22 protein-coding genes and 1 pseudogene are annotated in these 25,724 nt (G+C 38.3%); 8 read left to right on the top strand and 15 right to left on the bottom strand.

What is annotated here, in order from left to right; all coding sequences use genetic code 11:
* Positions 1-3: 3 nt before the first annotated feature.
* From ACFIME_RS09045 to cyoE, 3 genes are all read right to left on the bottom strand, one after another.
* Positions 4-963 (bottom strand): homoserine kinase, encoded by a 960-nt coding sequence (locus tag ACFIME_RS09045; RefSeq protein ID WP_375634231.1) that lies wholly within the window; start codon positions 961-963, stop codon positions 4-6.
* Positions 963-2,018: a 4-hydroxy-3-methylbut-2-enyl diphosphate reductase gene (gene ispH, locus ACFIME_RS09040; RefSeq protein WP_375636191.1), complete on the bottom strand. Its 1,056-nt coding sequence runs from the start codon at positions 2,016-2,018 to the stop codon at positions 963-965. Before ispH ends, ACFIME_RS09045 begins: the two co-directional genes overlap by 1 nt.
* Positions 2,019-2,196: 178 nt before the next feature.
* Positions 2,197-3,132, bottom strand: coding sequence for a heme o synthase (gene cyoE, locus ACFIME_RS09035; RefSeq protein WP_375661879.1), 936 nt, complete (start codon positions 3,130-3,132; stop codon positions 2,197-2,199).
* Between the two features lie 344 nt (positions 3,133-3,476).
* Between cyoE and ACFIME_RS09030 the strand changes: the two genes are divergently transcribed.
* Positions 3,477-4,016: an invasion associated locus B family protein gene (locus ACFIME_RS09030; RefSeq protein WP_375611128.1), complete on the top strand. Its 540-nt coding sequence runs from the start codon at positions 3,477-3,479 to the stop codon at positions 4,014-4,016.
* 110 nt (positions 4,017-4,126) lie between these two features.
* The gene (gene tldD / locus ACFIME_RS09025) at positions 4,127-5,551 is read left to right on the top strand and encodes a metalloprotease TldD (RefSeq protein ID WP_375661878.1); all 1,425 of its coding nucleotides are present in this window, start codon (positions 4,127-4,129) and stop codon (positions 5,549-5,551) included.
* A 555-nt stretch (positions 5,552-6,106) separates the two neighbouring features.
* On the opposite strand, the gene ACFIME_RS09020 is transcribed toward tldD, so the two are convergent.
* From ACFIME_RS09020 to ACFIME_RS08985, 8 genes are all read right to left on the bottom strand, one after another.
* A complete protein-coding gene (locus ACFIME_RS09020) occupies positions 6,107-7,360 on the bottom strand; it encodes a class I SAM-dependent RNA methyltransferase (RefSeq protein WP_375634223.1) in 1,254 nt (417 codons plus the stop codon).
* Positions 7,357-8,100 (bottom strand): TlyA family RNA methyltransferase, encoded by a 744-nt coding sequence (locus ACFIME_RS09015; RefSeq protein WP_375655278.1) that lies wholly within the window; start codon positions 8,098-8,100, stop codon positions 7,357-7,359. The genes ACFIME_RS09020 and ACFIME_RS09015 overlap by 4 nt, the downstream gene beginning before the upstream one ends.
* A gap of 16 nt (positions 8,101-8,116) precedes the next feature.
* Complete coding sequence (dxs, locus tag ACFIME_RS09010) at positions 8,117-10,024, bottom strand: 1-deoxy-D-xylulose-5-phosphate synthase (RefSeq protein ID WP_375684831.1); 1,908 nt, start codon at positions 10,022-10,024, stop codon at positions 8,117-8,119.
* Positions 10,025-10,265: 241 nt separating this feature from the next.
* Positions 10,266-10,520 carry an exodeoxyribonuclease VII small subunit gene (locus ACFIME_RS09005; RefSeq protein WP_375618413.1) on the bottom strand — a complete coding sequence of 85 codons (255 nt, stop codon included), beginning with the start codon at positions 10,518-10,520 and terminating at the stop codon, positions 10,266-10,268.
* A 7-nt stretch (positions 10,521-10,527) separates the two neighbouring features.
* Complete coding sequence (ribB, locus tag ACFIME_RS09000) at positions 10,528-11,631, bottom strand: 3,4-dihydroxy-2-butanone-4-phosphate synthase (protein ID WP_375684830.1); 1,104 nt, start codon at positions 11,629-11,631, stop codon at positions 10,528-10,530.
* A gap of 15 nt (positions 11,632-11,646) precedes the next feature.
* Complete coding sequence (gene aroC, locus ACFIME_RS08995) at positions 11,647-12,735, bottom strand: chorismate synthase (RefSeq protein WP_375634294.1); 1,089 nt, start codon at positions 12,733-12,735, stop codon at positions 11,647-11,649.
* Between the two features lie 148 nt (positions 12,736-12,883).
* Positions 12,884-13,702 (bottom strand): enoyl-ACP reductase FabI, encoded by an 819-nt coding sequence (gene fabI / locus ACFIME_RS08990; protein WP_273787904.1) that lies wholly within the window; start codon positions 13,700-13,702, stop codon positions 12,884-12,886.
* Between the two features lie 127 nt (positions 13,703-13,829).
* The gene (locus tag ACFIME_RS08985) at positions 13,830-14,735 is read right to left on the bottom strand and encodes a DnaJ C-terminal domain-containing protein (protein ID WP_375661874.1); all 906 of its coding nucleotides are present in this window, start codon (positions 14,733-14,735) and stop codon (positions 13,830-13,832) included.
* A gap of 324 nt (positions 14,736-15,059) precedes the next feature.
* Here ACFIME_RS08985 and pdxH point away from each other — a divergent pair, with 324 nt between their 5' ends.
* The gene (gene pdxH / locus ACFIME_RS08980; protein WP_375611119.1) at positions 15,060-15,683 is read left to right on the top strand and encodes a pyridoxamine 5'-phosphate oxidase; all 624 of its coding nucleotides are present in this window, start codon (positions 15,060-15,062) and stop codon (positions 15,681-15,683) included.
* A gap of 238 nt (positions 15,684-15,921) precedes the next feature.
* Here pdxH and ubiA read toward each other — a convergent pair whose 3' ends face one another.
* Positions 15,922-16,926: a 4-hydroxybenzoate octaprenyltransferase gene (gene ubiA, locus ACFIME_RS08975; protein ID WP_375634211.1), complete on the bottom strand. Its 1,005-nt coding sequence runs from the start codon at positions 16,924-16,926 to the stop codon at positions 15,922-15,924.
* Positions 16,927-17,016: 90 nt separating this feature from the next.
* Here ubiA and purD point away from each other — a divergent pair, with 90 nt between their 5' ends.
* On the top strand, positions 17,017-18,291 hold the full coding sequence (purD, locus tag ACFIME_RS08970; protein ID WP_375684829.1) for a phosphoribosylamine--glycine ligase: 1,275 nt from the start codon (positions 17,017-17,019) through the stop codon (positions 18,289-18,291).
* 1,152 nt (positions 18,292-19,443) lie between these two features.
* Here the strand turns inward: purD and ACFIME_RS08965 are convergent.
* From ACFIME_RS08965 to ACFIME_RS08955, 3 genes are all read right to left on the bottom strand, one after another.
* Complete coding sequence (locus ACFIME_RS08965) at positions 19,444-19,971, bottom strand: DUF6101 family protein (protein WP_273787899.1); 528 nt, start codon at positions 19,969-19,971, stop codon at positions 19,444-19,446.
* A gap of 144 nt (positions 19,972-20,115) precedes the next feature.
* Positions 20,116-21,525 carry an FAD-binding oxidoreductase gene (locus ACFIME_RS08960; RefSeq protein ID WP_375661872.1) on the bottom strand — a complete coding sequence of 470 codons (1,410 nt, stop codon included), beginning with the start codon at positions 21,523-21,525 and terminating at the stop codon, positions 20,116-20,118.
* A gap of 2 nt (positions 21,526-21,527) precedes the next feature.
* Complete coding sequence (locus tag ACFIME_RS08955) at positions 21,528-22,490, bottom strand: L-threonylcarbamoyladenylate synthase (protein ID WP_375620641.1); 963 nt, start codon at positions 22,488-22,490, stop codon at positions 21,528-21,530.
* A 277-nt stretch (positions 22,491-22,767) separates the two neighbouring features.
* On the opposite strand from ACFIME_RS08955, the pseudogene ACFIME_RS08950 reads away from it, so the two are divergent.
* From ACFIME_RS08950 to ACFIME_RS08935, 4 genes and pseudogenes are all read left to right on the top strand, one after another.
* Positions 22,768-23,048, top strand: a pseudogene (locus tag ACFIME_RS08950) (type II toxin-antitoxin system RelB/DinJ family antitoxin).
* 9 nt (positions 23,049-23,057) lie between these two features.
* Positions 23,058-23,330, top strand: a complete 273-nt coding sequence (locus ACFIME_RS08945) for a type II toxin-antitoxin system YafQ family toxin (RefSeq protein WP_375684839.1) — start codon at positions 23,058-23,060, stop codon at positions 23,328-23,330.
* A gap of 608 nt (positions 23,331-23,938) precedes the next feature.
* Positions 23,939-25,105: a tyrosine-type recombinase/integrase gene (locus tag ACFIME_RS08940; RefSeq protein ID WP_375684828.1), complete on the top strand. Its 1,167-nt coding sequence runs from the start codon at positions 23,939-23,941 to the stop codon at positions 25,103-25,105.
* Positions 25,106-25,312: 207 nt separating this feature from the next.
* Positions 25,313-25,513 carry a helix-turn-helix transcriptional regulator gene (locus ACFIME_RS08935; RefSeq protein WP_375684827.1) on the top strand — a complete coding sequence of 67 codons (201 nt, stop codon included), beginning with the start codon at positions 25,313-25,315 and terminating at the stop codon, positions 25,511-25,513.
* Positions 25,514-25,724 lie beyond the last annotated feature (211 nt).

Genomic DNA, 25,724 nt, shown 5'->3' with positions numbered 1-25,724 from the left:
AATTTAAAAACCTAATTCACTTAGCGAATTTACATTACTGAAAAAACAAAGCTTGTGCCAATACTCCCATGGATCTTTCTTAATAACAAAGCTATTAGGCGGTGTATTAAACCAATCATATAGACGTGTGAGTAAGAAACGTAGAGACGCACCACGAGCTAATAAAACCATCTTGTCCAATTCTAAAGGGATCAATGGTCTTATTTTTTGATAATTTTCCAATAACTTACGTGCTTTGGTAAGATTATAGGAATGATCAGGCTCAAAGCACCAAGCATTTAAACAGATCGCTAAATCATAAGCAAAAAAGTCATTACAAGCAAAATAGAAATCTATCATCCCAGAAAGACGATGATTCACAAAAAAAACGTTATCATTAAATAAATCTGCATGAATAATGCCTATTGGTAAATTGAACGGCCAATTTTCCTGTAAAAAAGCCAATTCCAACTCAATTTTTTGTCCAAATTCTTTTAACAATGCATCTTCTTTGGTTTGACAACGTTGCCACAATACCTGCCAATCCATAACAGAAAGAGTATTTTTACGACTGAGTGTAAAATCCTGTCCTGCTAAATGTAATTGTGCTAACCCCATCCCCACTTCGCCACAATGATCTATGTTGGGCTGGCGGATCCACTCTCCTTCCAGAAAAGTAATAATAGCAGCAGGACGTCCTGCTAATTCACAGATCATCATTCCATCATTTTGAATAACAGGTTTAGGACAAGGAATTCCACGTTGTCCTAAATGCTGCATCAAGCGACAAAAAAAAGGTAAATCATCTTTTGAAATACGCTTTTCATAAAGTGTTAAAATAAATCGCCCTTGTGTTGTCTCTAACATAAAATTGGAATTTTCAATCCCCTCTTCTATACCTTGATAAGACAAAAGTGATCCTATTGCATAACGTGTTAAAAACACTTTTAAATCATTTGGGTGAATATCTGTATAAACGGCCATTATTCTGCTTTCGTTGTAGACATGTCTGTATTCTGATTTTCATTTTTTGCATTATTTGCTTGACCATTGACGAAAGCCATATCTTGAGACGTTAAAATGACGTCACGTAATTCGCGACTCACTAAAAATTTTTCCGTTTCTACCGCTGTTTCAGCTAATTCTATTGTGACATCATAACGCTCACGAAACGCTGAAATAATTTCATCAATAATAATTTCAGGAGCCGAAGCCCCTGCTGAAAGACTGACAATAGAAAGAGATTTTAGGTTTTCAAAATTAATTTCATCAGCGCGCTGAACTAAAATAGCTTGTCGCGCACCAGACTTTTCGGCAACCTCTACTAAACGTCGTGAATTAGAAGAGTTTGGTGCTCCAACAATCAAAAACAAATCACTCCCCTTTGCCGCTGCTTTAACCGCATCTTGTCGATTCGTTGTAGCATAGCAAATTGATTCAGCCGCTGGGGCTGCTAATGTAGGAAAACGTTGTTGTAATATATCGATAATTCCTGCAGTATCTTCAACAGAAAGCGTTGTTTGTGTAACAAATCCTAATTTATCTGGATCATTGGGTTGATAATGCAAAGCATCTTCTATCGTTTCAATAAGCGTCACAACCCCTTCTTCAAGCTGTCCCATTGTCCCTATCACCTCAGGATGACCAGCATGACCAATCAATATAACATGACGACCATGACGTTGATGTCGTATCGCTTGTTTATGAACTTTCGAGACCAAAGGACATGTTGCGTCGAGATAAAACAAATTATAGCATCGTGCTTCTTCTGAAACAGATTTTGGTACACCATGAGCAGAAAAAACAACTGGTTGATTGCGATGTTCTTCTGGAATCTCATTAAGTTCTTCGACAAAAACAGCACCCCGTTGCTGTAATCCCTCAACCACGTAGCGGTTGTGTACAATTTCATGACGAACATATACTGGAACACCATATTTTTTTAATGCAAGCAGAACAATCTGGATAGCACGATCAACCCCTGCACAAAATCCACGTGGACCACAAAGACGTATCGTTAAAGGGGGAAGTCCAGACATAAATCATCCTTAATCTCTATAGCTTTATCATATTCAAACAACCTATCATTATACATGAATAAGCAATGTAAAAAACGCGCAATATCATCTTTTGCATAAGAACACACTCTATCGTATTTTCTTACAGCATTTTCTTGAAGAAAAGCTCTTTTAAAATTTGCTCTTTCATTTTACGCGACTAAAGAGCGATAAAATACCAAACAAGAGATTCAATCAAAAGAATTCCAAAGATAGCTGCCAAATAAAGTAATGAAAAGAAAAACGTTTTTTTGGCCATCAAAATAGTTTCATTATGTGTATCAGCTTTCCATAAACGATAGGCAAAATAAATAAAGATAATGCTTAAAATTGTTGAAAAAATACCATAAAAAATTCCGCCAAGACCAGTAAAACACGGAGCAGCAGCGCATAATGCCATCAAAACAGTATAAAATAAAATCTGTTTTTTTGTTGAATGCTCACCTCGTACATTAGGCATCATAGGGATACCTGCAGCCTCATAATCAAGAGATGAAAATAAAGAAAGAGCCCAAAAGTGAGGAGGGGTCCACATAAAAATGATTAAAAATAATAAAAAGCTATCAATACTCACTGTCCCTGTTGTCACGGCCCATCCAATCATTGGTGGAAAAGCCCCAGAAGCACCACCAATAACAATATTTTGTGGTGTGATACGCTTTAACCAAATTGTATAGATAACGACATAAAAGAAAATCGTAAACGCAAGAAAAAATGCCGCAAACCAATTAATGAAGCTCCCCATAACCAATACCGAGAGCATAGAAAGAACCATGCCAAAAATAAATGCCTTTTGGGAGCTGATTTTACCCATGGGAATAGGACGCTTTTTAGTCCGTTCCATCACAGCATCAATGTCAGCATCATACCACATATTCAATGCTCCCGCACCACCACCGCCAACAGCAATACATAAAATTGCTAAAAAACCATACAACGGATTGATAGGAACAGGCGATACAAGCAAACCAACCAGAGCCGTAAAAACCACAAGAGACATAACACGTGGCTTTAATAATGTGATGTAATCACCAATACCGGATTTTGGTGGCGTTGATTTACCATTCACAACAGATAACTCTTCTGAAACTGACATTCCACTCAAAGCCCTTTTCCATTTCTGTCATTCACAAACCCAATATTATCTGACAAATATTATCTAGCGTATGGAAATGACCAATTAAGACCAATCGTATTTTTGAGAAAATATGAAATATCTCTTTCGCACGTATCCCCTAAAAGTAAATGGAAATATTGGCAATAAAAATACATTTTTTCAATCAACGTTCTCTCCACATTACAAATGTATCATAAAAATATATCATATGAATTAATATATTTGGGTAAATACTGATTTTGTGTTATAGTTTTTTATGGGGAGTTCATTTTTTTATGTAAATCTATGCATGGTTGTGGGTGTTGAGTCGGATAGGATTTTCTGTGATACTTTATAAATTACTCAAAAAAACTTTTTTTATTGGTGCTGTTCTTTACACACTTTATAGTAGTTTTATCAGTCATGCATTTGCACAAACACCCTATGCACAAGATGTCCCTGCTCCACAAACCTATGGTGCATGGACAAAAGTGTGTTCTCTACCACCAGGTACACCTAACATGCAGTGTGAAGTTGTACAAAACGTTCACACACAAGGGCGTCAAGATATTACCTTGCGTGTTACATTTTATAAACTTCCTCAAAAGCAAGGTGCCTTGATGCGTGTTTTTGTTCCGATTCGCGTTGAATTACGTCCTGGCGTTGGAATTAAAATTGACGATAAAAATATGGGCAGAATGGAATATCGTCGTTGTCTTGGTGATAATTGTGTTGCTGAAGCCTTTCTTAAAGAAGACATATTGCAGCTCTTTTTAAAAGGAAAAATGGCAACCTATTTTATCTTTACAACTCCTGAACAAGGGATTGGAGGTTTTGTTGACCTTCATGGTCTTGGCGACGCCTATGCAACCTTACCGACATGAATGAAATCAATACATTTTAAACAATCAAAATCTCATCGTATATTTTGAAAGATTCTTAAAATTAGATTGATAAAAATCTTCTAAGCCCCCATAAAAATAGGATAATTCTTATGAAATCGCTGATTGATCATTTTGATATTGCTTCCTCTAAAGTGCAATCACTTATACAGGAAACACTTCATCATGCTGATGATGGTGAGCTTTACCTTGAGTATACAGAAAGCGAAGCTCTTTTATTTGATAATGGACAGCTTAAAAACGGCTCATTTCATCAAGATATGGGATTTGGACTACGCGTTGTTGCTGGAGAGGCTACTGGATATGCTCACTCTAGTGAGTTATCAGCTGCTGCACTCAAACGTGCCAGTGAAGCTGCTAAAGCTGTTACCTATAATAATCATGCAGGGACTTATAGCATAGCACCTCAACAAACAAACAAAAGACTTTATCAACCGCATAATCCCCTTGATTCTCCATCATTTGAAGAAAAAAGTGCTCTTTTGCAAAAAATTGATGCCTATTTACGTGCTAAAAATGATAAATTGCATCAGGTGACTGTTTCTCTTTCCGGCTCGCTACAACATGTTGAAATTTTACGTGCAGATGGTTATTTGGTTCGTGATATTCGTCCCCTTGTGCGACTTTCTATATCTGTGGTCGCAGCTGAAGGCAATCGACGTGAAAATGGTTTTTATGGATGTGGAGGGAGACAAGCATTTAACCAATTTATTCATGAAGACAATTGGAAAAAAGCTGCAGATGAAGCCTTACGTATGGCTTTAACAAATTTAGAAGCAGAAGCAGCGCCAGCAGGAACATTTGATGTTGTTTTAGCCAATGGATGGCCCGGTGTTATGCTTCATGAAGCCGTAGGTCATGGATTGGAAGGTGACTTTAACCGCAAAAAAACTTCTGCTTTTGCTGGACTTCTTGGCCAACAAGTTGCCGCAAAAGGTGTTACAGTTGTTGATGATGGTACAATTCCCGAATGCCGTGGTTCACTTACTGTTGATGATGAAGGAACCCCATCAGGATATAATGTTCTTATTGAAGATGGAAAACTCGTTGGCTTTATGCAAGACAGACTAAATGCTCGACTTATGGGGGTTAATCCAACTGGAAATGGACGGCGTGAATCCTATGCACATGCACCAATGCCGCGGATGACTAATACGATCATGCTAGGAGGCGATAAAACACCTGAAGAAATTCTATCATCATTCAAAAACGGTATCTACGCTGTTTCATTTGGCGGAGGACAAGTTGATATCACTTCTGGAAAGTTCGTCTTTGAATGTACTGAAGCTTACAGAGTAGAAAATGGTAAAATTTTAGCGCCTATTAAAGGTGCAACCCTTATCGGTAATGGACCAGATGCCATGAAACGTATTACAATGATTGGCAATGATAGCAAACTTGATAATGGTATTGGCATGTGCGGAAAAGCAGGGCAAAATGTCCCTGTTGGTGTTGGTCAACCTCATCTTCGAATCAATAATATGACAATCGGTGGAACTGCGCTTATAGAGGAATAAGCTTGCTCATTCCTTCCCAGTATTGCCTCCTTCTCGTCTATTACGACCATTTTGTGAGGGGGATGTTACAATGAATTGATTTATAAAGATAATCTAGCGTTATTCATATTTTATTAGAACCTTGAATACCGTAAGATTCTCTCATTTTAAATCTGTGTCTGTTGGATCAATCAAAATCATTCGTTTATACGTTACAGGCGGGGAGAGTTATATGGATAAAAACTGTACAAGAAAGAACTAAAGATTCCTCTTATGGGCCGTCTCAAGTACCAAGAGTTTTAAGAAACATTAGGGAATGGCAAATATAACGACGGCACAGGCTTATTCAGACACATCTTCTTCGTAATACATTAGTCTTTTGTGGTTTTTTTGTGTGGAGTAACTTGTCTTTTATATTTCATAATAAAAAAGCTTAAAAGAAAAAAACACTTTCTACATTCAGTGCTCTTAACTCAACGAGAAAAAGATTATTATTATAGATAAATTTTGGAGAGATTTTATAATAATACACAGGTCAACTTTTAAAAAATCTTCATAGCATTAAAAAAAATTAGGCTAAAGTTTCCAACCTTTCTTTTTTTTCTTTTTGCTCAAAACAGCAACAATTTCGACATGTGGTGACCATAAAAATTGATCAATCGGTATGATTTTTTCTACTGTATACCCCCCTGCAACAAGAAGAGATAAATCACGAGCAAATGTAGTAGGATTACAAGAAATTGCCACAACACGTGATACTGTTGTCTTCGCTAATTCACGTACTTGTTGCTCTGCACCAGCACGGGGAGGATCAAAAACAACACTCTCAAAACATTCAAGTTCCTTTACAGAAAGGGGATGTCGGAAAAGATCACGTTTTTCACAAGTGAACGTTTTTAAACCAGTCGCGAAACGTGCTGCTGTATTTAGATTTCTTAATGCATCTTCATTATTTTCTACTGCATGAACATTCATCTTTTTTGCCATACGCAAGGTAAATGTTCCTACCCCTGAAAACAAATCAACAGCATTCTTTACTTTTTTAAAATGAGTCAAAATAATATTGCCCATTATATTTTCAGCTTCACAAGTTGCTTGCAGAAAACCACCAGAAGGAAATTCAACACGGACATCTCCAAAGTAAATCTCTGGTTTTTCTCGTTCAACCAAAACTTCACCGTCAACAGATAAACGTATAATCCCATATGAAAGAGCAGCACTGATCATTTTCTGACGAAGTGATTCATGGTGTATAATGCAACCGCTTAAAGCAACATCTAAACCATTTTCAACACATGTTATCGTAACATGAAACCGTTTGGCAGAGCTGCTTAGAAAAGCACAGAGCTCTCTAATATTATGCAACTGAGAAATAAGCTCTGGACGGCTTACTGGACATTCCTCAAGAGCTACAATCTCATGAGAGAGATAACGGTTAAAACCAACTTTTTGCCCCTGTGGGGTCATAGATGCTGTTAGAGTAATCCGCCGTCGGCTATAAGGTTTACATTCTATTAAAGGCGCAACAACATTATTAAGTCCATACTTTTTAAGCGCATCAACAACCAATTGTTGTTTCCATACGCGATAAGCATCCATATGCCAATGCTGAAGAGTACACCCTCCACATTCTCCAAAATGCTGACAAAGAGTATCAATGCGTTCTAATGATTTTTCTTTTAATGCTATATATGTTGCATATTTTCCATGAACAGTAATTTCAGCACACTCTCCTGGTAAAGTAAAAGGAACAGAAACGAAGCCGTGAGACGTCTTAGCAGTACCATAACCATTTGCTCCGATATGATCGATTATGACATTGTCATTCACTCTTGTTTTTCTCCGAATAGTAAATATTCCACGTTGCCATCACCACCTGTAATAGGGGAAGAAATTAAACTTTTTGCACTCCACCCTGTTTGTGTATTTAACCAAACAAAAAGCGCCTCAGCAATTTTTTTAGCACTTGATGGACTTAATATTCCTCCCTTACTAAAGTGTTTACGACCAACCTCAAACTGAGGCTTTACCAGTAAAACAGCTTGGGCTCCCTTCTTGGCTAAAGACAACACGGGAGGCAATGCAAGTTTGAGCGAAATAAAGCTAACATCTGAAACGATAAGATCAATTTCTCGCCCACCTAAATGTTCCTGTTTAAAATCTCTGACATTCAAGCCTTCTAATAACGTTATAGCACTGTTGCCCAATAAACGTTTATCAAATTGATGATGCCCAACATCAACGGCAATGACATGATCTGCTCCACGCTCTAAGAGAACTTGCGTAAAACCACCTGTTGATGCACCAACATCAATGGCTGTCACTTTATCTGTTATAATTGGAAATGCATCAAGTGCAGCAATCAATTTTAACGCTGCCCGAGAAACATAATTCTGTGCTGGATCACAAACGGTAATCTCTGCATCATCAAAAACGATTTGCCCAGCTTTAAAAACGATTTCTCCGTTAACTTTAACAGTTTGGCGCATAATTGCATCACGTGCGCGTGAACGTGTCGTAAAAAAGTTTTTTTCAACTAAAAAAATATCGAGTCTTTTTCTGGAAGCCATCTCATACTCGAATTTTCTATTCTGTTCGAATCTCGCGTCCCAAAACAGCAAAAACCGTGCTTAAAATACCCATAGCGTCAAGTCCGACACGTGAAAGAACTTTTTCTGGTGAACCATGATTCAAATATTCATCAGGAAATTTTAGTGTACGAACTTTCAAACCATGCTCTAAGAGCCCTTCTTGCGCTAAAAATTGTAATATGTGCGCTCCAAATCCACCGATTGCCCCTTCTTCAATTGTCACCAATACCTCATGCTCACGTGCCAAACGACGCATCAAATCCTTATCTAAAGGTTTTGCAAACCGTGCATCTGCAACCGTTGTAGACAATCCTTCAGCCTCCAACGCATCAGCAGCTTGCAACACTTCTGACATCCGCGTTCCAAAACAAACCAAAGCGATTCTATTTCCTTCACGCAGAACGCGCCCTTTTCCAATTTCTAATAACTCACCACGTTGCGGTAAATCTATACCAATCCCCTCACCACGCGGATAACGAAAAGAAATTGGTCCCTGATCATAAGCTGCAGCTGTACGCACCATATGCATCAGTTCAAGCTCATCAGAAGGTGCCATAACAACAAAGTCAGGAAGAGTGGCCAAAAAAACAATATCAAAACTTCCAGCATGTGTTGCACCATCTGCCCCCACAAAACCTGCTCGGTCAATAGCAAAACGTACCGGTAATTTTTGAATTGATACATCATGAACAATTTGATCATAAGCACGCTGTAAAAAAGTAGAATAAATTGCAACAAAAGGCTTATACCCTTCACAAGCAAGTCCTGCCGCAAAAGTTACGGCATGTTGCTCAGCGATACCAACATCAAACATTTTTTCAGGAAATTTTTTCGCAAAAGAATCAAGACCTGTCCCTGTTGGCATCGCTGCTGTTATGCCAACAATCTTATCATCATGGCGAGCTTCTTCTATTAAAGCTTTAGAAAATACCTTGGTATAGGATAGAATATTACTTGATGCTTTTACCTGTTTTCCTGTCGTGACATCAAAACGATTAACACCATGATATTTATCAGACGAGGCCTCTGCAGGTGGATATCCCTTTCCCTTATGGGTTACAACATGCACCAAAACAGGACCATTAGGATATTCACGAACATTTTTAAAAACAGGCAATAAATGCCCCAAATTGTGCCCATCTATGGGGCCAACATAATAAAAGCCAAGCTCATCAAATAAAGTTCCCCCAACCAAAAGGCCACGCGCAAATTCCTCTGAACGACGGGCTTTATCCAAAAAAAACTTTGGCAATTTTTCGCTCAACATCTTTACGCGTTCACGCAAATGACGATAAGAAGGACGAGACACTAATCGTGCAAGATGTGCACTCATAGCACCTGTAGGTGGTGCTATAGACATATCGTTATCATTAAGAACAACAATCAAGCGTGCATTCAAAGCACCAGCGTTGTTCATTGCTTCATAAGCCATGCCCGCTGACATTGCACCATCACCAATGACAGTTATGATATTGCGTCTTGTCTCTGCTTTCAAAGCACTTGCCACCGCCATACCAAGCCCCGCTGAAATAGAAGTAGACGAATGCCCCGCTCCAAATGGATCATACACACTTTCTGAACGTTTTGTAAAACCAGATAATCCGCCCTCTTGACGTAATGTGCGAATTTTTTCTCTACGCCCCGTTAAAATCTTGTGTGGATAGGTTTGATGACCAACATCCCAAATAATCCTATCCTCTGGTGTATTAAAAATATAATGTAATGCAACAGTGAGCTCAACAACACCAAGTCCCGCCCCAAGATGACCACCTGTTACAGAAACCGCATCAATTGTTGCGGTCCGCAACTCATCAGCCAACTGTACCAAATCAGACTCAGGCAATGCCCGCAAATCTTGCGGAAAACAAACACGGTCAAGCAATGGTGTTAAGACCTGAGACAAAAAAAATCCTTTCTATTATCTTAACTCAAGAAAACACAATGATAAAAATATATCTTCTCTACTCTTTTATTTACAGTTTTGCATCTTTTTTACTGAAAAATGCTCTTTTCTATTTGAGATGAGCTATAATTTCCTCATTTTTAACTTATTTTATAAAAAAGAAATCAATAAAACTTTCTATTTATAAACTAAGGTTATTGCTTCTCTTAAGTCCCACAATAAATATCCAAAAAGATTTAAATTATTTAGCATCAAGTGGTTCCACTCCTTCTGGAGAACCTTCTTCTGAAAGCTGGATTTTTTCAACTTTAGCTTCAGCAACTCTTAAGAGTTTTTCACAATGCTTTTTAAGCGCTTCACCGCGTTCATAAATATCAATGGATTGTTCCAAAGGCACATCGCCACGTTCCAAATTTTCGACAATAACTTCAAGTTGCTTAAGCGCTTGCTCAAAGCTTAAGGTCGTAATATCCCCCTCTTGTATCTCTTTTTTCATATGAACCTCAAAAAATATCTGTTCTGGATATACGAACTCCAAAACCTTCCAAACCTACATAATGATGCTCTTTAGAAGCATAAACAATAACAGAGCCTATTCCTAAATATTTTAAAATTTGTGATCCTAAACCAATTTTGCGCCATTCTTCTTCGCGTTCAATCGCCTGCACATGGTTTTCTGAACTGTTTCTTGTCATGTTTTGAATACCAACAGTTGATTGTATAACAGATCCTTCACGCAAATAAATAAATACGCCACGTTTTTCTTTTTCCATCATACGCTGCATCATCACCATAATATCTGAAGTTTGACAAAAAACGTCACTTATAATGTTTTCATGATGTAAATGCACAGGAATATTCTCACCCTCACGGACATCACCAAAAACAATTGCAATATGCTGAACGACTTCCCAAGGGAGTTGATAACTTTGAACAATAGCGGGACCTACAGATGTTTCAATAAGCATTTCTCCAACATGCTTGATCAATATTTCCTTACGTTGGCGGTAAGAAATTAAATCTGCAACCGTTATAATATGCAACCGATGTTCTTGCGCAAATTTCATAATCTGATCGCCATGTTTAACGCTTCCATCATCATTGACTAATTCACCGATAACACCAACCGGCGGCAAATTAGATAATTTACATAAATCAACAGCGGCCTCCGTGTGACCTGAACGCATGAGCACCCCCCCTTCATGCGCAATTAAAGGAAAAACATGCCCTGGACGAACAAAATCATCCGCACTTGCATTTGAATTCGCAAGATTACGTACAGCTAATGTACGGTCATGCGCTGAAATTCCTGTTGTTATGCCGTGTTTAAAATCAACAGTAACCGTAAATTGCGTCCCATGTGCAGAGTTATTATCTGGTACCATAGGAGAAAGATTAAACCGTTTTGCTTCTTTTTTTGGCATAGGTGTGCACACAATACCTGTTGTGTGACGAAGAATAAACGCCATCTTTTCTTCTGTACAATGCGCTGCAGCAACAGTTAAATCACCCTCATTTTCACGGTCATCATCATCTGTCACCACAACAATTTCACCGCGTTCAAAAGCTTTAAGTGCAGAAACAATTTTTTTTTCATCATACGCCATTGTTCACCTTTTCAATCACCCAACTTGACCGCGATGTCTTAGATAATGGTCAGCAATAGCACAAGCAACCATCGCCTCACCAACAGGAACGGCACGAATCCCAACACATGGATCATGACGTCCCTTTGTTATAACGTCTATATCATGACCATCAACATCAATGGAACGACGAGGTGTTAAAATTGATGAAGTAGGCTTTACAGCAAAACGTGCAACAATTGGCTGTCCACTCGATATTCCCCCTAAAATACCACCAGCATGATTGGATAAAAAAAGCGGTTTTCCATCATTTCCCATTCGCATTTCATCGGCATTTTCTTCTCCCCTCAAGCGGGCTGCCGCAAAACCATCACCAATTTCCACACCTTTTACCGCATTAATCGACATAAGTAACGAGGCAATATCTTGATCAAGCTTTGCGTAAATAGGGGCTCCTAAACCTGCCGGAACATTTTCTGCAACGATCTCAACAACCGCACCAACAGATGTCCCCTCTTTACGGAGTTTACTGATATAGTCACTAAAAATGTGAACCATCTCTGCATCAGCTGTAAAAAAAGGATTATTATCAACCTCTGACCAATCCCAACGATCACGATTAATATTATGAGGACCAATTGCTATCACTGCTCCTCGTACAATCAAACCAGGAACGATTTTACGAGCAAATGCACCTGCTGCAACACGTGCTGCCGTCTCCCGTGCCGAAGCACGTCCCCCGCCTCGAAAATCACGAATGCCATATTTAATATCATAAGTATAATCCGCATGTCCTGGACGATACTGATGAGCAATTGCTCCATAATCTTGAGAGCGTTGATCTGTGTTTCGAATCAACAGAGAAATTGGTGTACCTGTTGTCACCAATGTCGTTCCATCGTCTTGAACAACAACTCCTGAAAGGACCTCTACTTCATCTGGTTCTCGGCGCTGCGTTGTATATTTTGATTGTCCTGGCTTGCGTTTATCAAGATAAGCTTGAACTTCTGCAAGAGTAAAAATAATTCCAGGTGGACAACCATCAATGACACAACCAAGAGCAGCACCATGACTTTCACCCCATGTTGTTACACGAAACAAATGACCAAATGTATTATGCGACATGAAAAAAGATCCATTTCTCTGTCAAATATATACAACGATAACGTATGTTGTGTGCTATACACAAGACAACTCTTTTCTCCCAAATACTCTTGGACACCTTAAATTTGGTCAAATTACTGCTGTCTAATAAAATCTTATAAACCAAACTTTATTCTTTAACGACAGAAATGTCTGGGGCATCAACTGCTTTCATACCTATGATATTATAACCCGAATCGACATGATGGACTTCACCGGTAACAGAACGAGACAAATCTGAAAGAAAATAAAGCGCAGAATCACCAACCTCTTCAATTGTTACCGTACGACGTAATGGAGCATTATATTCATTCCATTTTAAAATATAACGAAAATCACCAATACCAGAAGCCGCTAACGTTTTAATTGGTCCAGCAGATATAGCATTAACACGAATATTTTGGGGACCTAAATCTACCGCTAAATATTTCACGCTCGCTTCAAGAGCGGCTTTGGCAACGCCCATTACATTATAATTGGGAACAACCTTTTCTGCACCATAATAGGTTAGTGTCAAGATTGAACCACCATCTGGCATCAATTTTTCTGCACGCTTCGTTAGAGCTGTTAGGGAATAAACGGAAATATTCATCGTCATCATAAAATTTGATTCGCTGATATCAATATAACGACCACTTAATTCATCTTTATCAGAAAAACCAATAGCATGAACTAAAAAATCAAGCTTTCCCCATTTCTTCTCTATTTCTCTAAAGACCGTATCAATAGAGACACTGTCAGAAACATCACAATGTCCACAAACAAATCCCTTTAATTCTTCAGCCAAAGGCTCGACACGCTTTTTCATTGCTTCACCCTGATAGGTAAAAGCAAGCTCTGCCCCTGCGCTACTTGCCGCTTTAGCGATTCCCCAAGCGATGGAGCGATTATTGGCCAACCCCAAAATTAAACCACGCTTACCGTACAATAAACCATTACCCTTAGCCATCAGCACTGCCCCATTGTTACTTAAAATTAGTATTATTCACCTGCCTATGACACAGGTCAACTTTTTCTTCAAGCAATTGGTTTAAAATCAAACAAAAACTACGCTTTTATATATAAAATTTTTAAAATTAATCTTGTTGCATTTGCAAAAACTGTTCTAGTGCGGCGGCATTTTCATCTCCCGGCAACATAATGCGAACATGCACATAAAGATCATCTCTTGTACCATTTTTTAAACGAAGCCCTTTCCCTTTCAACCGTAAAACGCGATCAGAACTTGACCACGCAGGAATCGTTAAAACCACACGCCCCTCCAACGTCTCAACTTCTTCTTTTGCTCCCAAAACAGCATGTTTAAGAGAAACTGGTAAATCAAGATGGAGTGCTCTTCCTTCAACCCGAAAACGAGGATGTTTTTGAATCTGAATGGTTATCAACGCATCTCCTGCTTGCCCGTGAGGTACCTCTTCTCCCTGACCTTTTAAACGAATAGTCTGTCCGTCTTCAATATAATCTGGAAGTTTAATTTTTAACTTTTTTCCATTTGGAAAAACAGCCTCCACCTTTTCTGCGCCAACCATCTGCTCTAATGTTATGGCAAGATTAGCACGAACATGAGCTCCTTGTTGGGGACGGTTATAGTGTGTGGAATTCGAAAAGCTACCACCTCCTCCAAACAGATCCCGAAAAATATCACTCGCATCAAAACTTGCACCACCTGAAGAGGAAAAATCAAATCCCTTTGCTCTTCCTGAAAAGGGATTTTGTTTATTGTTAAAATTTTCACCAGCACCATAGGCTTGATAAAGCGGTTTTCCTTCCATATCAATTTCACCGCGGTCAAATTGTGCTTTTTTATCTTTATCACCTATAATTTCATAGGCTTGATTAATTTCAGCAAATTTCTCTTTAGCCTTTGTATCATCTTTATTATGGTCTGGATGATATTTCTTCGCTAATCTTCTAAATGCCGATTTAATCTCTTGCGATTTTGCGGTACGTGCCACACCCAGAATCGTGTAGGGATCACGCATATTGCCCTCTTTTCAATTTCTTCGTTTTCAAAATATCAACTGATACGTTGTTCAATATCCCTTATAGCTTCATCAGTCTATTCTAAAGAATAATTTCTTCTTTTCTCTTTATATGTCTATCAATAAACTAAAATACCAGATAAAATGAGACATTTATTTAATATAGCTCCTTGTAGTCTATGCTAAAGTAAAAATAATTAAACTACCATAGAAATACATGATATCATTGGCTTTTTGAAAATAAGAAAAAATAGTACTGTAACTTCTTGATGATAAAGTAAATGAGAAATGCCTCACCCATGCTCACTGATATTTGGAGAAACTATGAGCACAAAAATACCAACAGATGATCATTTTATGAAAATGCAAAAACCTTTTGAACTTTTCGCAAAGTGGCTTGAAGAGGCAACGATAAGTGAAATAAATGATCCGAATGCTATGGCATTAGCAACAGTTGACGAAACAGGACTCCCTAATGTTCGTATGGTTCTCCTCAAAGACTACAGTCCCCAAGGATTCGTCTTCTATACCAATTATGAAAGCTGTAAAGGACAAGAAATTTTAAAATCAATGAAAGCATCCTTAGGTTTTCATTGGAAATCACTCCGTCGTCAAGTCAGAATTAGAGGAATCGTTGAAAAAGTAAGTCAACAGGAAGCCGATGCCTATTTCCAATCGCGACCACGTGGTAGTCGAATTGGTGCATGGGCCTCTAAACAATCTCAACCTTTAGACAATCGTTTTGTGCTCGAAAAAGCAATTGCTCAATATACTGCGCGTTATGCTCTAGGCAATATTCCACGACCACCTTATTGGTCTGGGTTTCGTGTTAAACCCCTTTCTATAGAGTTCTGGTGCGATCGCCCATTTCGTTTACATGATCGTTTGCTTTTTACACGGGATTGTGTTGAACACAGCGATTGGAAAAGACAAAAACTTTATCCCTAATCCTTCAAACTTCATCGTTATGAAGATTTTTTCTTCGCAACAATTAAACAAATATTTTTTATTCGAAAAATTCTAAAAGAAGATGATTTATTCTATTTAAATAGAAGAATTTTATTTTCACTGTAAAGGTTAATTGGTGATATTTTCTACTGTATTGCTTAAAAATAGATTAGCAACAAGCTTATTAAAAAAAAACATACTGTATTCAGTAGAAACTATGATTTTAGCTAACTTATTTTTAGACCGCAGGATAAAATATCATCCATATACCCCCACATACTAAACCAGAAAAAATCACAAAACCAATAAGCGAATTAGATTTGAAAAGCCTGAGGCATTGTGAACTATCATCTATATCAATGACTTTAATTTGAATAAACATATGGATACTTGCCACAAAAATCCCCAAAAAACTAAGAACAGGGACTCCAGCTAAATAAAATGCTAGACTAACGAACATCACAAAACCACCATACAAAAATACTAAAGCACGCTTGGTTGCTTTACCAAAAAGAAGAGCCGTAGAACGGACACCAACAGTAACGTCATCTTCTTTATCTTGATGTGCGTAGATTGTGTCGTATCCTATGGTCCACAAAATTGATCCCACATAAAGCAAGATTGGTGCCCAGCTTAAACTTCCAAAGACAACAGCCCACCCCATTAATGCCCCCCAATTAAATGCAACGCCTAAAAAAAACTGCGGCCAATATGTTACGCGTTTCATAAAAGGATAAAATGCAACAGCTATCAATGACGAAATACCTAGAAAAAAACTAAACCTATTAAATTGTGATAAAACGACTAAACCAACAAAACATTGCACAAGGATAAAAACTCTCGCTTGAAACCGACTCACATGACCTGTTGGCAATGGGCGAGAACGTGTCCTTTCTACCTGAGCATCAATTTTATGGTCAATAAGATCATTCCAAGTACATCCTGCCCCTCGCATAGCAATAGATCCCAGAAAAAAAAGAAAAAGATACCAAACCCAATGAAGAAACATTGATAAAAGAGTATCGTAATGCATGTTATAAGAGAAAAAAGCCATTGTTGTTGACCAAAAACAAGGCCACATCAACAATTGCCAACCGATAGGTCGATCCCAACGCGCCAATTGCGCATAAAACCATAAAGAACGGGGAAGGAAGCTGTAGACCCATTGTTTGGAAGATGCATCCATAACCCGTCCTTGGCTATCATAGGACTGAACATGCGCGATATTTTTATTTTTTTTCATCAAATGATTTACCTTTGGTCTTGCGATAGAGACATTTCATTCTTATGAGAAGAGGATGAGATTAATTATCTTTTATGAGAGGAGCAAGCAATGAATATTCTTCTTATTGGCTCAGGTGGACGAGAACATGCTTTAGCATGGAAAATAGCAGCATCACCACTGCTAACAAAGTTATATTGTGCTCCTGGAAATCCTGCAACAACAGAATTTGGTGAAAATATTAATTTGAACATTGATGACCATCCCCTTGTTATTGATTTTTGTAAGGCACATTCTATTGATCTTGTAATTGTAGGACCAGAAGCACCCTTGGTGGCGGGTATAACAGACTCTCTTAATAGCGCTAACATCTGTGTATTTGGTCCTACTCAAAAAGCTGCTCAACTAGAAGGTTCAAAAGCCTTTACAAAAGATTTATGTCGGAAGAATAACATTCCTACAGGAAGTTACCAATGCTTTAATGATGCCTCTAAAGCTAAAGCTTACATTCAGCAACAAGGTGTTCCCATTGTTATTAAAGCTGATGGCTTAGCAGCTGGCAAAGGTGTCGTGGTTGCAACAACTATGGAAGAAGCGTTTAACGCAGTTGATGCCTGCTTCAAAAGTACATTTGGAGATGCAGGAAACAAAATTGTTGTAGAATCTTTTCTTGAAGGTGAAGAAGCAAGCTTCTTCTGCCTTTGTGATGGTAAAGTTGTTCTTCCTTTTGGATCTGCTCAAGATCATAAACGTGTAGGTGATGGGGATACTGGAGCAAACACCGGTGGTATGGGTGCTTATTCACCAGCGCCCATCATGACCCAAGAAATAGTGAATCGTACTCTCAAAGAAATTGTTGAACCAGCTTTAAAAAGCATGAAAGAAATGGGTGCCCCCTTTAAAGGTATTCTCTTCGTCGGATTAATGATAACGCAAAAAGGACCCGAATTAATTGAATTTAACGTACGATTCGGTGATCCTGAATGTCAAGTTTTAATGATGCGCCTCAAAGATGACATTTTGCCAATTTTTCTTGCTGCAGCTCAAGGAAAACTTGAAAATAAGCCTCTTCGATGGTCTGAAAAAACTGCTCTCACCGTTGTTATGGCTGCTAATGGTTATCCAGACTCTCCCCAAAAAGGTACTGTTATCCGTAACGTTGATAAAGTAAAAACTCTTCCCGATGTGAAAGTTTTTCAAGCTGGTACAGTATTGCGTGATGGAGAACTCATTGCAAATGGTGGACGTGTTCTCAATATAACAGCAACAGGAAAAACGATTACGCACGCACAAAAACGTGCTTATGAAGCTGTTGATTGTATTGATTGGCCAGAAGGTTTTGTTCGTCGTGATATCGGATGGAGAGCCATTGCACGAGAAAACTAAATTATTTGAATATTCTTTTTTACGATTTGATTATTTTATATAAGAGCATGATACACAAATTTTCTTACTGTTTTACGTTGACTATAATTTTGAAAAAATGAGTGTGCTTTCGTTTGAACAATCAAATATTGTAAATAGGATATCTACTCATGATAAAATAGGAAGTTTCTCTGAATATGACACTGTCATATAAACTGATCATTTTACTGTTGTATTTACTTTAAACGTATTTTCTCATCACTTTTATAAACACTTTCTTATAAAACCCTGAAGAAAAACATATATACTATCATTTCTTTTATTTATTGCGTTTTTTAATGAAATTCCGCTTTTACGAAAAATAAAATGCCAAAAAAAAGATACTGATGTTATTCACGTACAAATTCTTAAACAATACCTCTCATGCTCGTCACTCCCATTTTACGATACTACCTGCAAATAGTATAAACCCATTCTGCCATCTTTCTTGAATAAAGATAAAAACCGATACCATCATTGTATTTTCCAACTCTCAATATTACGATAACTCTTTCTATCTAAACGCTTTATCAGAGAGTGTTTACTCTTTTTTAATGATTTTTATCCACACTCTAATCCTTCTTATAACGTGCAAAAAAATGATTTTGGTTATAGGAGAGAGATGAAATAAGAATATTTTGCAATATTCAAAGCTCTCATTCAACATGGAGAAATGATTTATTAAAAAAATCAAAAACACTTCCAGCAATCTTCTGGTGTTTTAATGATGTGGCAAAAACCAAAAATTACACCGCCAAAAAAACGGTTTCTATTGTTATGAAAACCGTTTTTACCTCTCCGAAAAAAGCGTTTAACATAACCGATTCCTGCTGCAAATATATGGTGTCAAAAAATTCTCATTTACAATCATTGACTTCCTCTTTGCCTTAAAGAACCAACAGTCACACCAAATCCCATCTGGAAACATCTGGATTCTCATTGAGCAGGTTCCTCTTGGTTCCCACTCATATGCTTCACTTACACAAAGACCGACATTTAAGAATATTCGCCATGTCCTCTAAAAATACTTCATGTATGAAGTTTACATGCCTTATATTACCGCCCAAACAACGATGTTTTACGGCACAACAAGATAAATGCTTACGGTAGTACAAAAATGAATGCATATTAATATTACTGGAGTGCAACTCGATTCGCAATCACCAAACGCAAGCCTAACGGATTGCTATAACGAAGTAAGAAACGCTTTTGTTTAGAATGTGCTGTTGTACCAAAAAAACGATGTAAATCAGAACGATCTTTTACAACCAGAATGCGATTATCTTCATTGATCATAAGCATGGGGAGGCCATAAGTATCCGCCCATAATCGCCAATCCAGAAGAACATTATTCAAATCTCTGGAAACCAAAAGCGGTATACAAGCTTCCTCATCAGCATGAAGTAATTCTAATGCAACAGCTCTTTCTCCTGAACGCGTTTTTACGGTACGTGCTGCAATTCCTTGGAAATGATAAGGGGGTATTAAATGCGATAAGCTTGAAGGCATATCCGTTTTAAAAGAAACACCACGCTCATTTAACGAACAAATAACCTGATTACCCGTTTTGGATGAAAAATATGTCGTCGTTTGTGGCAAATGGCACGGATCTAACCGAAATTCAAGCACCGCTTTTGCCTGATTAAAGCATTGATTAGCCATATACATTATCCCAATTTATCTTAAATAACATACACCCTTTAGCAGCTTTTTCTCATTGGATTATTAAAAGTTTGAATAAAAAACAACTGGTTTCTTTTTTGGTTATTAAAATCTAAACAAAAATACATGATCACTATTCTTGAATTATAATACTTTTCCGGGATTCATTATCCCTAAAGGATCGAGCGTTTTTTTAATCCCTTGCATAATATCCAATGCGACAGGCGATTTAAAAGAACGAAGTTCTTCGCGCTTAAGCTGACCAATTCCATGCTCAGCAGAAAATGCACCTCTATAGTCCATTACTAAACTATGAATGCGATGATTCATTTTTGACCATAACTGCAAGAACACCGTTGTATCAGCTCCTACAGGTTGTGTAATATTATAATGTAAATTTCCATCGCCCATGTGTCCAAAACAAATCACCCGTGCTCCTGGAGAAATATCTTCAACAATAAGCGCTGCCTCAGCAATAAAATCAGGAATAGAAGCAAGTGGAACCGCAATATCATGCTTAATGGACCCTCCTGCTAACTTTTGTGCATAGGATATACTTTCACGCAACTGCCAAAAAAAATCTTGCTGTTTTAAAGATTGTGCAACAATTGCATCTTCTATCACCGCACTCTTTAAAGCTTCTTCTAAAATAATACTCAGTACTGATAACGCCTCATCATCGCCTTGCAATGATGAAATGTTCATTAATACATACCATTCATGCTCCCGCTGAAGAGGAGGCTTCTCACACATCTTATAATCTAAAGCCATTTGCAAACTGAGATTTCCCATGAGCTCAAAACCTGTCAACATCCCTCCTCCATATTCTTGAGCCAGAGATAAAAACTCTAAAGCCTTCGCCGGACTATATAATCCCACCAAAGCAACAGCTTTTCCTTTTATTTTTGGAAACATCTTCAAAACGGCTGCGGTTATAACACCCAATGTGCCTTCTGCACCAATAAAAAGATTTTTCAAATCGTAACCACTATTGTCTTTTTTAACAAAACGCAAATCATCTAAAATACGGCCATCTGGTAAAACAACTTCCAAACCAAGACAAAGATCACGCATATTGCCATAGGCTAAAACAGCTGTCCCTCCAGCATTCGACGAAAGATTTCCTCCTACTTGACAAGAACCTTCAGATGCCAAAGAAAGAGGGAAAAAACGACCTGATTCATCCACTTTTTTCTGTAAATCCTGTAAAATAACACCAGCCTCTACAACAACAAAATTTCCCTCAAGATTTATAGTTCTAATCTTATTTAATCGTTCCATGGATAAAAGAACGCTCCCTCCTCTTTCATCTGGTTGTTGTCCCCCCACAAGCCCTGTATTTCCACCCTGTGGCACAATCGGTGTGCGTGTTTTGCTCGCTAGCTGCATAATCAATGAGACCTGTGCGCAAGAAGATGGACGTAAAAGTAAAGGTGTTTTTCCATGAAAAAGCCCACGCTCTTCAAGCAAATATGGTGCAATCAACGCTTGATCTGTTATAGCATGCTTAGCACCAACAATTTCCCTAAACCCTTCAATTAATTCCTGCTCCATGTTCATTTCTCCTTTGGAGCCGCAGCCCGTATAAGACGATCATTGATAGCCTCCCCTAACCCGTATAATGGAATAGGTTCTACTGCGATACATCTCACTTTAAATGAATCTAATTCCTTCATATATTGAAATAAATGAGAGGCTGCCTCTTCTAACTTTCCATCTTCGCTAAGGTTTAAAATAGAAACGGCATTTTCAGCCCCCATAACACGCTTTGAACCAAATGCTAAAAGTGCTTCACCATTTTCCACCTTTTCTACATTCAAACGAACCGTGGCATTGGGAGCATAATGCGACTTTAACATCCCAGGAGCTTCAATCGCCGCCCTTTGATCTATCCGTTTTAAAGGCTTCCCCACAACTTCTTCAATTTCATCAGCCGCAAGCCCCCCTGGACGCAAAAGATAAATATTTTCACCACAAATTTTAATAATCGTTGATTCCAGCCCTATTTTAGCAGGTCCTCCGTCCAATATCAAAGGAACAGATTCCCCCAAAGATGCAAAAACAGCCTCAGCTGAAGTAGGGCTAAGACGCCCCGATTGATTCGCACTAGGAGCAGCAAGTGGGCGGCCAAAATGTTGTACCACTTCCGCAAAACGACTGTCTGGAAAACGAACAGCCAAGGTATTCAAACCAGAGGTTGTTAAAGGATGGATATTATGCTGTTCCTTTAAAGGCAAAACCAATGTCAAAGGCCCTGGCCAAAATTCCTCCATTAATTGGCGTGAAAGAAAGTCAATTTTAACATAACGTTCCGCCATTTCGATGCCGCTGACATGCGCAATAAGAGGATTAATTTGCGGACGACCCTTTGTAGAATAAATAGAAGAAATTGCCCTCCCATTGGTTGCATCGCCCGCTAATCCATAAACAGTTTCCGTTGGTAATGCTACTAACTTCCCTTGTTCAAGAAGCGCTATTGCCTCTCTTATCGAAGCACTATCGAGTGGTAGAATCGTCATGACACATCATTTCTATAACACTCTTTTAGTGATATTATGCTCTTTTATATTCATATATCACATTGATTTATATGTTTTTAAAAGTATGGGGTTCATAAATAAAGGTTAGGGAATAGGATTTTCCAATATTCTTCTACAAAACATATCTTATTCTTCTAACTTTCTCTAATAATTTTTTGAATTTTGCTAAGTTCTCTTGTGAAAAGCTATTGTTGAAACTCTTGACATAGACTTAACGTGCAGTACATTGTACTACAATTGAATAGGGGATTTAGAAATGGGGAAAATTCAAGCCCGCATACCTGATCAAGTTCAAAAAATTGCAGGTGCAGTTATTAAGTCTACGGGTTTAACTGTATCGGATGCAGTACACATGTTTATGACCCGCATTGCTAGAGATCGAACATTACCGCTTGGATCTTTCAACCAAATCCGGAAACATTACGAGCTATCGAGGATGCCGAAATGGGATGCGTCGAACGTACATCATTAGACAGCTTAAGGACCATGATACGCGAAGATAGAACCGAAATGCGTAAATCTGAAAAGAAAACCTAAGCTTGCTATATTGTCTATACGCGTTCATTCCGGTCTGATCTTAAACGTGAAAGCAAAGGTAGGTATGCTAATACACTAGAGAAGGATTTGCTGCTTGTGGTCAAAGCGTTAGCGGAGAATGAACCGCTAAAAGCGCATTGGAGAGATCATGCGCTAACAGGTCAATGGCGCAATTGTCGTGATTGTCATATCAAGCCAGATTTAGTTTTGATCTATCGAAAGCCGAATACCAAAACACTCGAGCTTTTACGACTTCGTTTGCATTCTGAACTACGCTTATGATTGGATCTCCAATTCATAGTAAAAAGAATTTTTCGAAGTTTTTGCTTGTATGACAGTTTTTCTAATTCTTTGAGAACCACTGCTTCAAATGAGCGAAGATGTTGTCTATCGCATCCATGAGGCATGCAAAATCAAGGATAAGCAAAAAAAGAAAAAATGCTATCCACTTCATCAAGCGAGACATCATTTTCACGCTTTGATAGATGATGATCATTTCTTGAAGCATTTCTTTTTCTGCTTCTGTAAGCTCTGTGTGTTTTTTGGATTTTTTTTCTAACCATGTTTCCACCCACACAAGCGTTGACCCTGCTTGTTATGCTTTAAGATCTCTCTTGCTAAGTTTGAGCTAATGGTGTTCAGATCTTGCCGGCTTAAATAAATAGGTAACCAGCCAACACAAGAAGAAACATATTTATTTGTCGCGCAACCAGTGTGTAATGCATTGATTTATAATGACAATTCACTGTTTTGTATGTTGAGTGAGAGTCCCGAATAACGTAAGATTCTCTCATTTTAAATCTGTTTATCTTGAATCAATCAAAACCACTATTTGCACATAACAAGTGGGATGAGTGTGTGGATCAAATTTGTATAAGAAAGGAGTAAAAATGGTTCTTATGAATCGTCTTAATGCAAGGGCTGTCGCAACATTGGGAGCTGGCAAATATAATGATGGTGCCGGCTTGCTTCTCCATAAGCGTAAAGATGGTGGTGCTCAATGGCTTTATCGTTATACCATTCATGGTCGGCGTCGCGAAATGGGCTTGGGTGCTTTAAGAGATGTTTCTTTAAAACAAGCCCGTGAATTGGCAACTAGGTGGCGGGCTGTTTTACGTGAGGGGCGTGACCCTATTAAAGAACGCAACAAACAAAAGCGTGAGGCAATGCGCAATCTCCATTATTTAAAAGATATTGCTCTAGATGCTTTTGAAAGCCGTAAAGCTGAATTAAAGAATGATGGTGAGTCTTGTAATTGGTTTTTACATTTACGCCTCCATATTCTGCCTAAATTAGGCTGTCTGCCCGTTTCAGAGATTACGCAAACAGAGATACGCGATACCCTTGCCCCTATTTGGCATACAAAAGCTGGAACTGCTCGAACAGCACTAATGCGTCTTAATCTTTGTCTCAAACATGCGGCTGCATTAGGGTTAGATGTTGATTTACAAGCAGTAGAAAAAGCACGCGCTCTCTTAGGCAAACAACGTCATAAAAAACAAAGCTTACCAGCCATGGATTGGAGAGATGTGCCGGCTTTTTACCAATTTCTCTGCAAAACAACAACTATAAAACATTTAGCTTTGCGTCTGCTTATCCTGACAGGCGTTCGTACCAACCCTTTGCGTCATATTCGTGAAGATCAGATTGAAGGTGATATATGGACAATCCCTGCTGAGAATATGAAAGGCAAGCGTGATGCCACAACAGAGTTTCGCGTGCCCCTATCATCTGAAGCAATAAAAGTAATTGAACAAGCCCGCTGTATCTCTAAAAGTGATTTCATCTTTTCACTTACCGGTCGTGGTCCTCTTTCACATACGATGATGGCGGCGTATATGAGAAAAAATAAAATTGAAGCTTGCCCCCATGGTTTTCGCTCTAGTTTACGCGATTGGCTAGCAGAAACAACCGATGCCCCCTATGAGGTCGCTGAAACTATTCTAAGTCATACAGTAGGAGGACAAGTAGAGCGCTCCTATCGTCGTACTGACTATCTAGAACAGCGCCGTGTCTATATGGATAAATGGGCGGCTTATGTCACGGGTCAGACCTAAAATATGGGGTGAATAACCCCATTATCTGTGGATAACTTTAGCTCTCTTGTCTCTCATTCTTTCTCAATAAGATTCATCACGTATTACATCAGAAATTATATGATAAAATATTGTTTTCTATAAATAAAATACCTTCAAAAAGGAACCAAAATGTGGTTAATAAATGGTTATGATTTGTTTTTGTTTTTATAGTGAAAGGATTTTAGAATGACAGAAAATGATATTCTTTTGACAGACCGTGAAAGTGCAAAATTGCTTCATATGAGTGTTTCAACATTCCGGCGTCATGTTACCAATGGCTCTCTCCCAAAACCTTTAAAATTTGGTTTTTTATCACGTTGGTTACAATCGGATCTTTTGAATGTCATCGAGCAAGCAAAACAGCAACGTCAAACTGACGCGGCATAAAAAAACCTTGTCACGTAAGGACGGACAAGGCTTTCTCAAACTCATCAACCTAGAGCTTTATTTGGTGTAAATTCAAAGCTTTCTCTGCTGAAGCAAGACTTAAGGTTTGCATTCAAGTTGTTCTGAATGCTTTTTACAATAAGGGCTATTTAAGCGTCTCTCAACACTTCGCTGAGGCATGACAGCACCAGGACGACATATGGGAAGGTTG

The organism is Bartonella sp. AP1QHHD (genome assembly GCF_042196265.1).
Taxonomy (GTDB): Bacteria; Pseudomonadota; Alphaproteobacteria; order Rhizobiales; family Rhizobiaceae; genus Bartonella.
This window is presented reverse-complemented; position numbering and strand designations above follow the sequence as displayed.

What these genes read in the sequence shown, in the direction of transcription:
- ACFIME_RS09045 (WP_375634231.1), bottom strand. Translation starts at nt 963, where the DNA reads ATGGCCGTTTATACAGATATTCACCCAAATGATTTAAAAGTGTTTTTA.
- ispH (WP_375636191.1), bottom strand. Translation starts at nt 2,018, where the DNA reads ATGTCTGGACTTCCCCCTTTAACGATACGTCTTTGTGGTCCACGTGGA.
- cyoE (WP_375661879.1), bottom strand. Translation starts at nt 3,132, where the DNA reads ATGTCAGTTTCAGAAGAGTTATCTGTTGTGAATGGTAAATCAACGCCA.
- tldD (WP_375661878.1), top strand. Translation starts at nt 4,127, where the DNA reads ATGAAATCGCTGATTGATCATTTTGATATTGCTTCCTCTAAAGTGCAA.
- ACFIME_RS09015 (WP_375655278.1), bottom strand. Translation starts at nt 8,100, where the DNA reads ATGGCTTCCAGAAAAAGACTCGATATTTTTTTAGTTGAAAAAAACTTT.
- ACFIME_RS09005 (WP_375618413.1), bottom strand. Translation starts at nt 10,520, where the DNA reads ATGAAAAAAGAGATACAAGAGGGGGATATTACGACCTTAAGCTTTGAG.
- ribB (WP_375684830.1), bottom strand. Translation starts at nt 11,631, where the DNA reads ATGGCGTATGATGAAAAAAAAATTGTTTCTGCACTTAAAGCTTTTGAA.
- aroC (WP_375634294.1), bottom strand. Translation starts at nt 12,735, where the DNA reads ATGTCGCATAATACATTTGGTCATTTGTTTCGTGTAACAACATGGGGT.
- fabI (WP_273787904.1), bottom strand. Translation starts at nt 13,702, where the DNA reads ATGGCTAAGGGTAATGGTTTATTGTACGGTAAGCGTGGTTTAATTTTG.
- ACFIME_RS08985 (WP_375661874.1), bottom strand. Translation starts at nt 14,735, where the DNA reads ATGCGTGATCCCTACACGATTCTGGGTGTGGCACGTACCGCAAAATCG.
- pdxH (WP_375611119.1), top strand. Translation starts at nt 15,060, where the DNA reads ATGAGCACAAAAATACCAACAGATGATCATTTTATGAAAATGCAAAAA.
- ubiA (WP_375634211.1), bottom strand. Translation starts at nt 16,926, where the DNA reads ATGAAAAAAAATAAAAATATCGCGCATGTTCAGTCCTATGATAGCCAA.
- purD (WP_375684829.1), top strand. Translation starts at nt 17,017, where the DNA reads ATGAATATTCTTCTTATTGGCTCAGGTGGACGAGAACATGCTTTAGCA.
- ACFIME_RS08965 (WP_273787899.1), bottom strand. Translation starts at nt 19,971, where the DNA reads ATGGCTAATCAATGCTTTAATCAGGCAAAAGCGGTGCTTGAATTTCGG.
- ACFIME_RS08960 (WP_375661872.1), bottom strand. Translation starts at nt 21,525, where the DNA reads ATGGAGCAGGAATTAATTGAAGGGTTTAGGGAAATTGTTGGTGCTAAG.
- ACFIME_RS08955 (WP_375620641.1), bottom strand. Translation starts at nt 22,490, where the DNA reads ATGACGATTCTACCACTCGATAGTGCTTCGATAAGAGAGGCAATAGCG.
- ACFIME_RS08940 (WP_375684828.1), top strand. Translation starts at nt 23,939, where the DNA reads ATGGTTCTTATGAATCGTCTTAATGCAAGGGCTGTCGCAACATTGGGA.
- ACFIME_RS08935 (WP_375684827.1), top strand. Translation starts at nt 25,313, where the DNA reads ATGACAGAAAATGATATTCTTTTGACAGACCGTGAAAGTGCAAAATTG.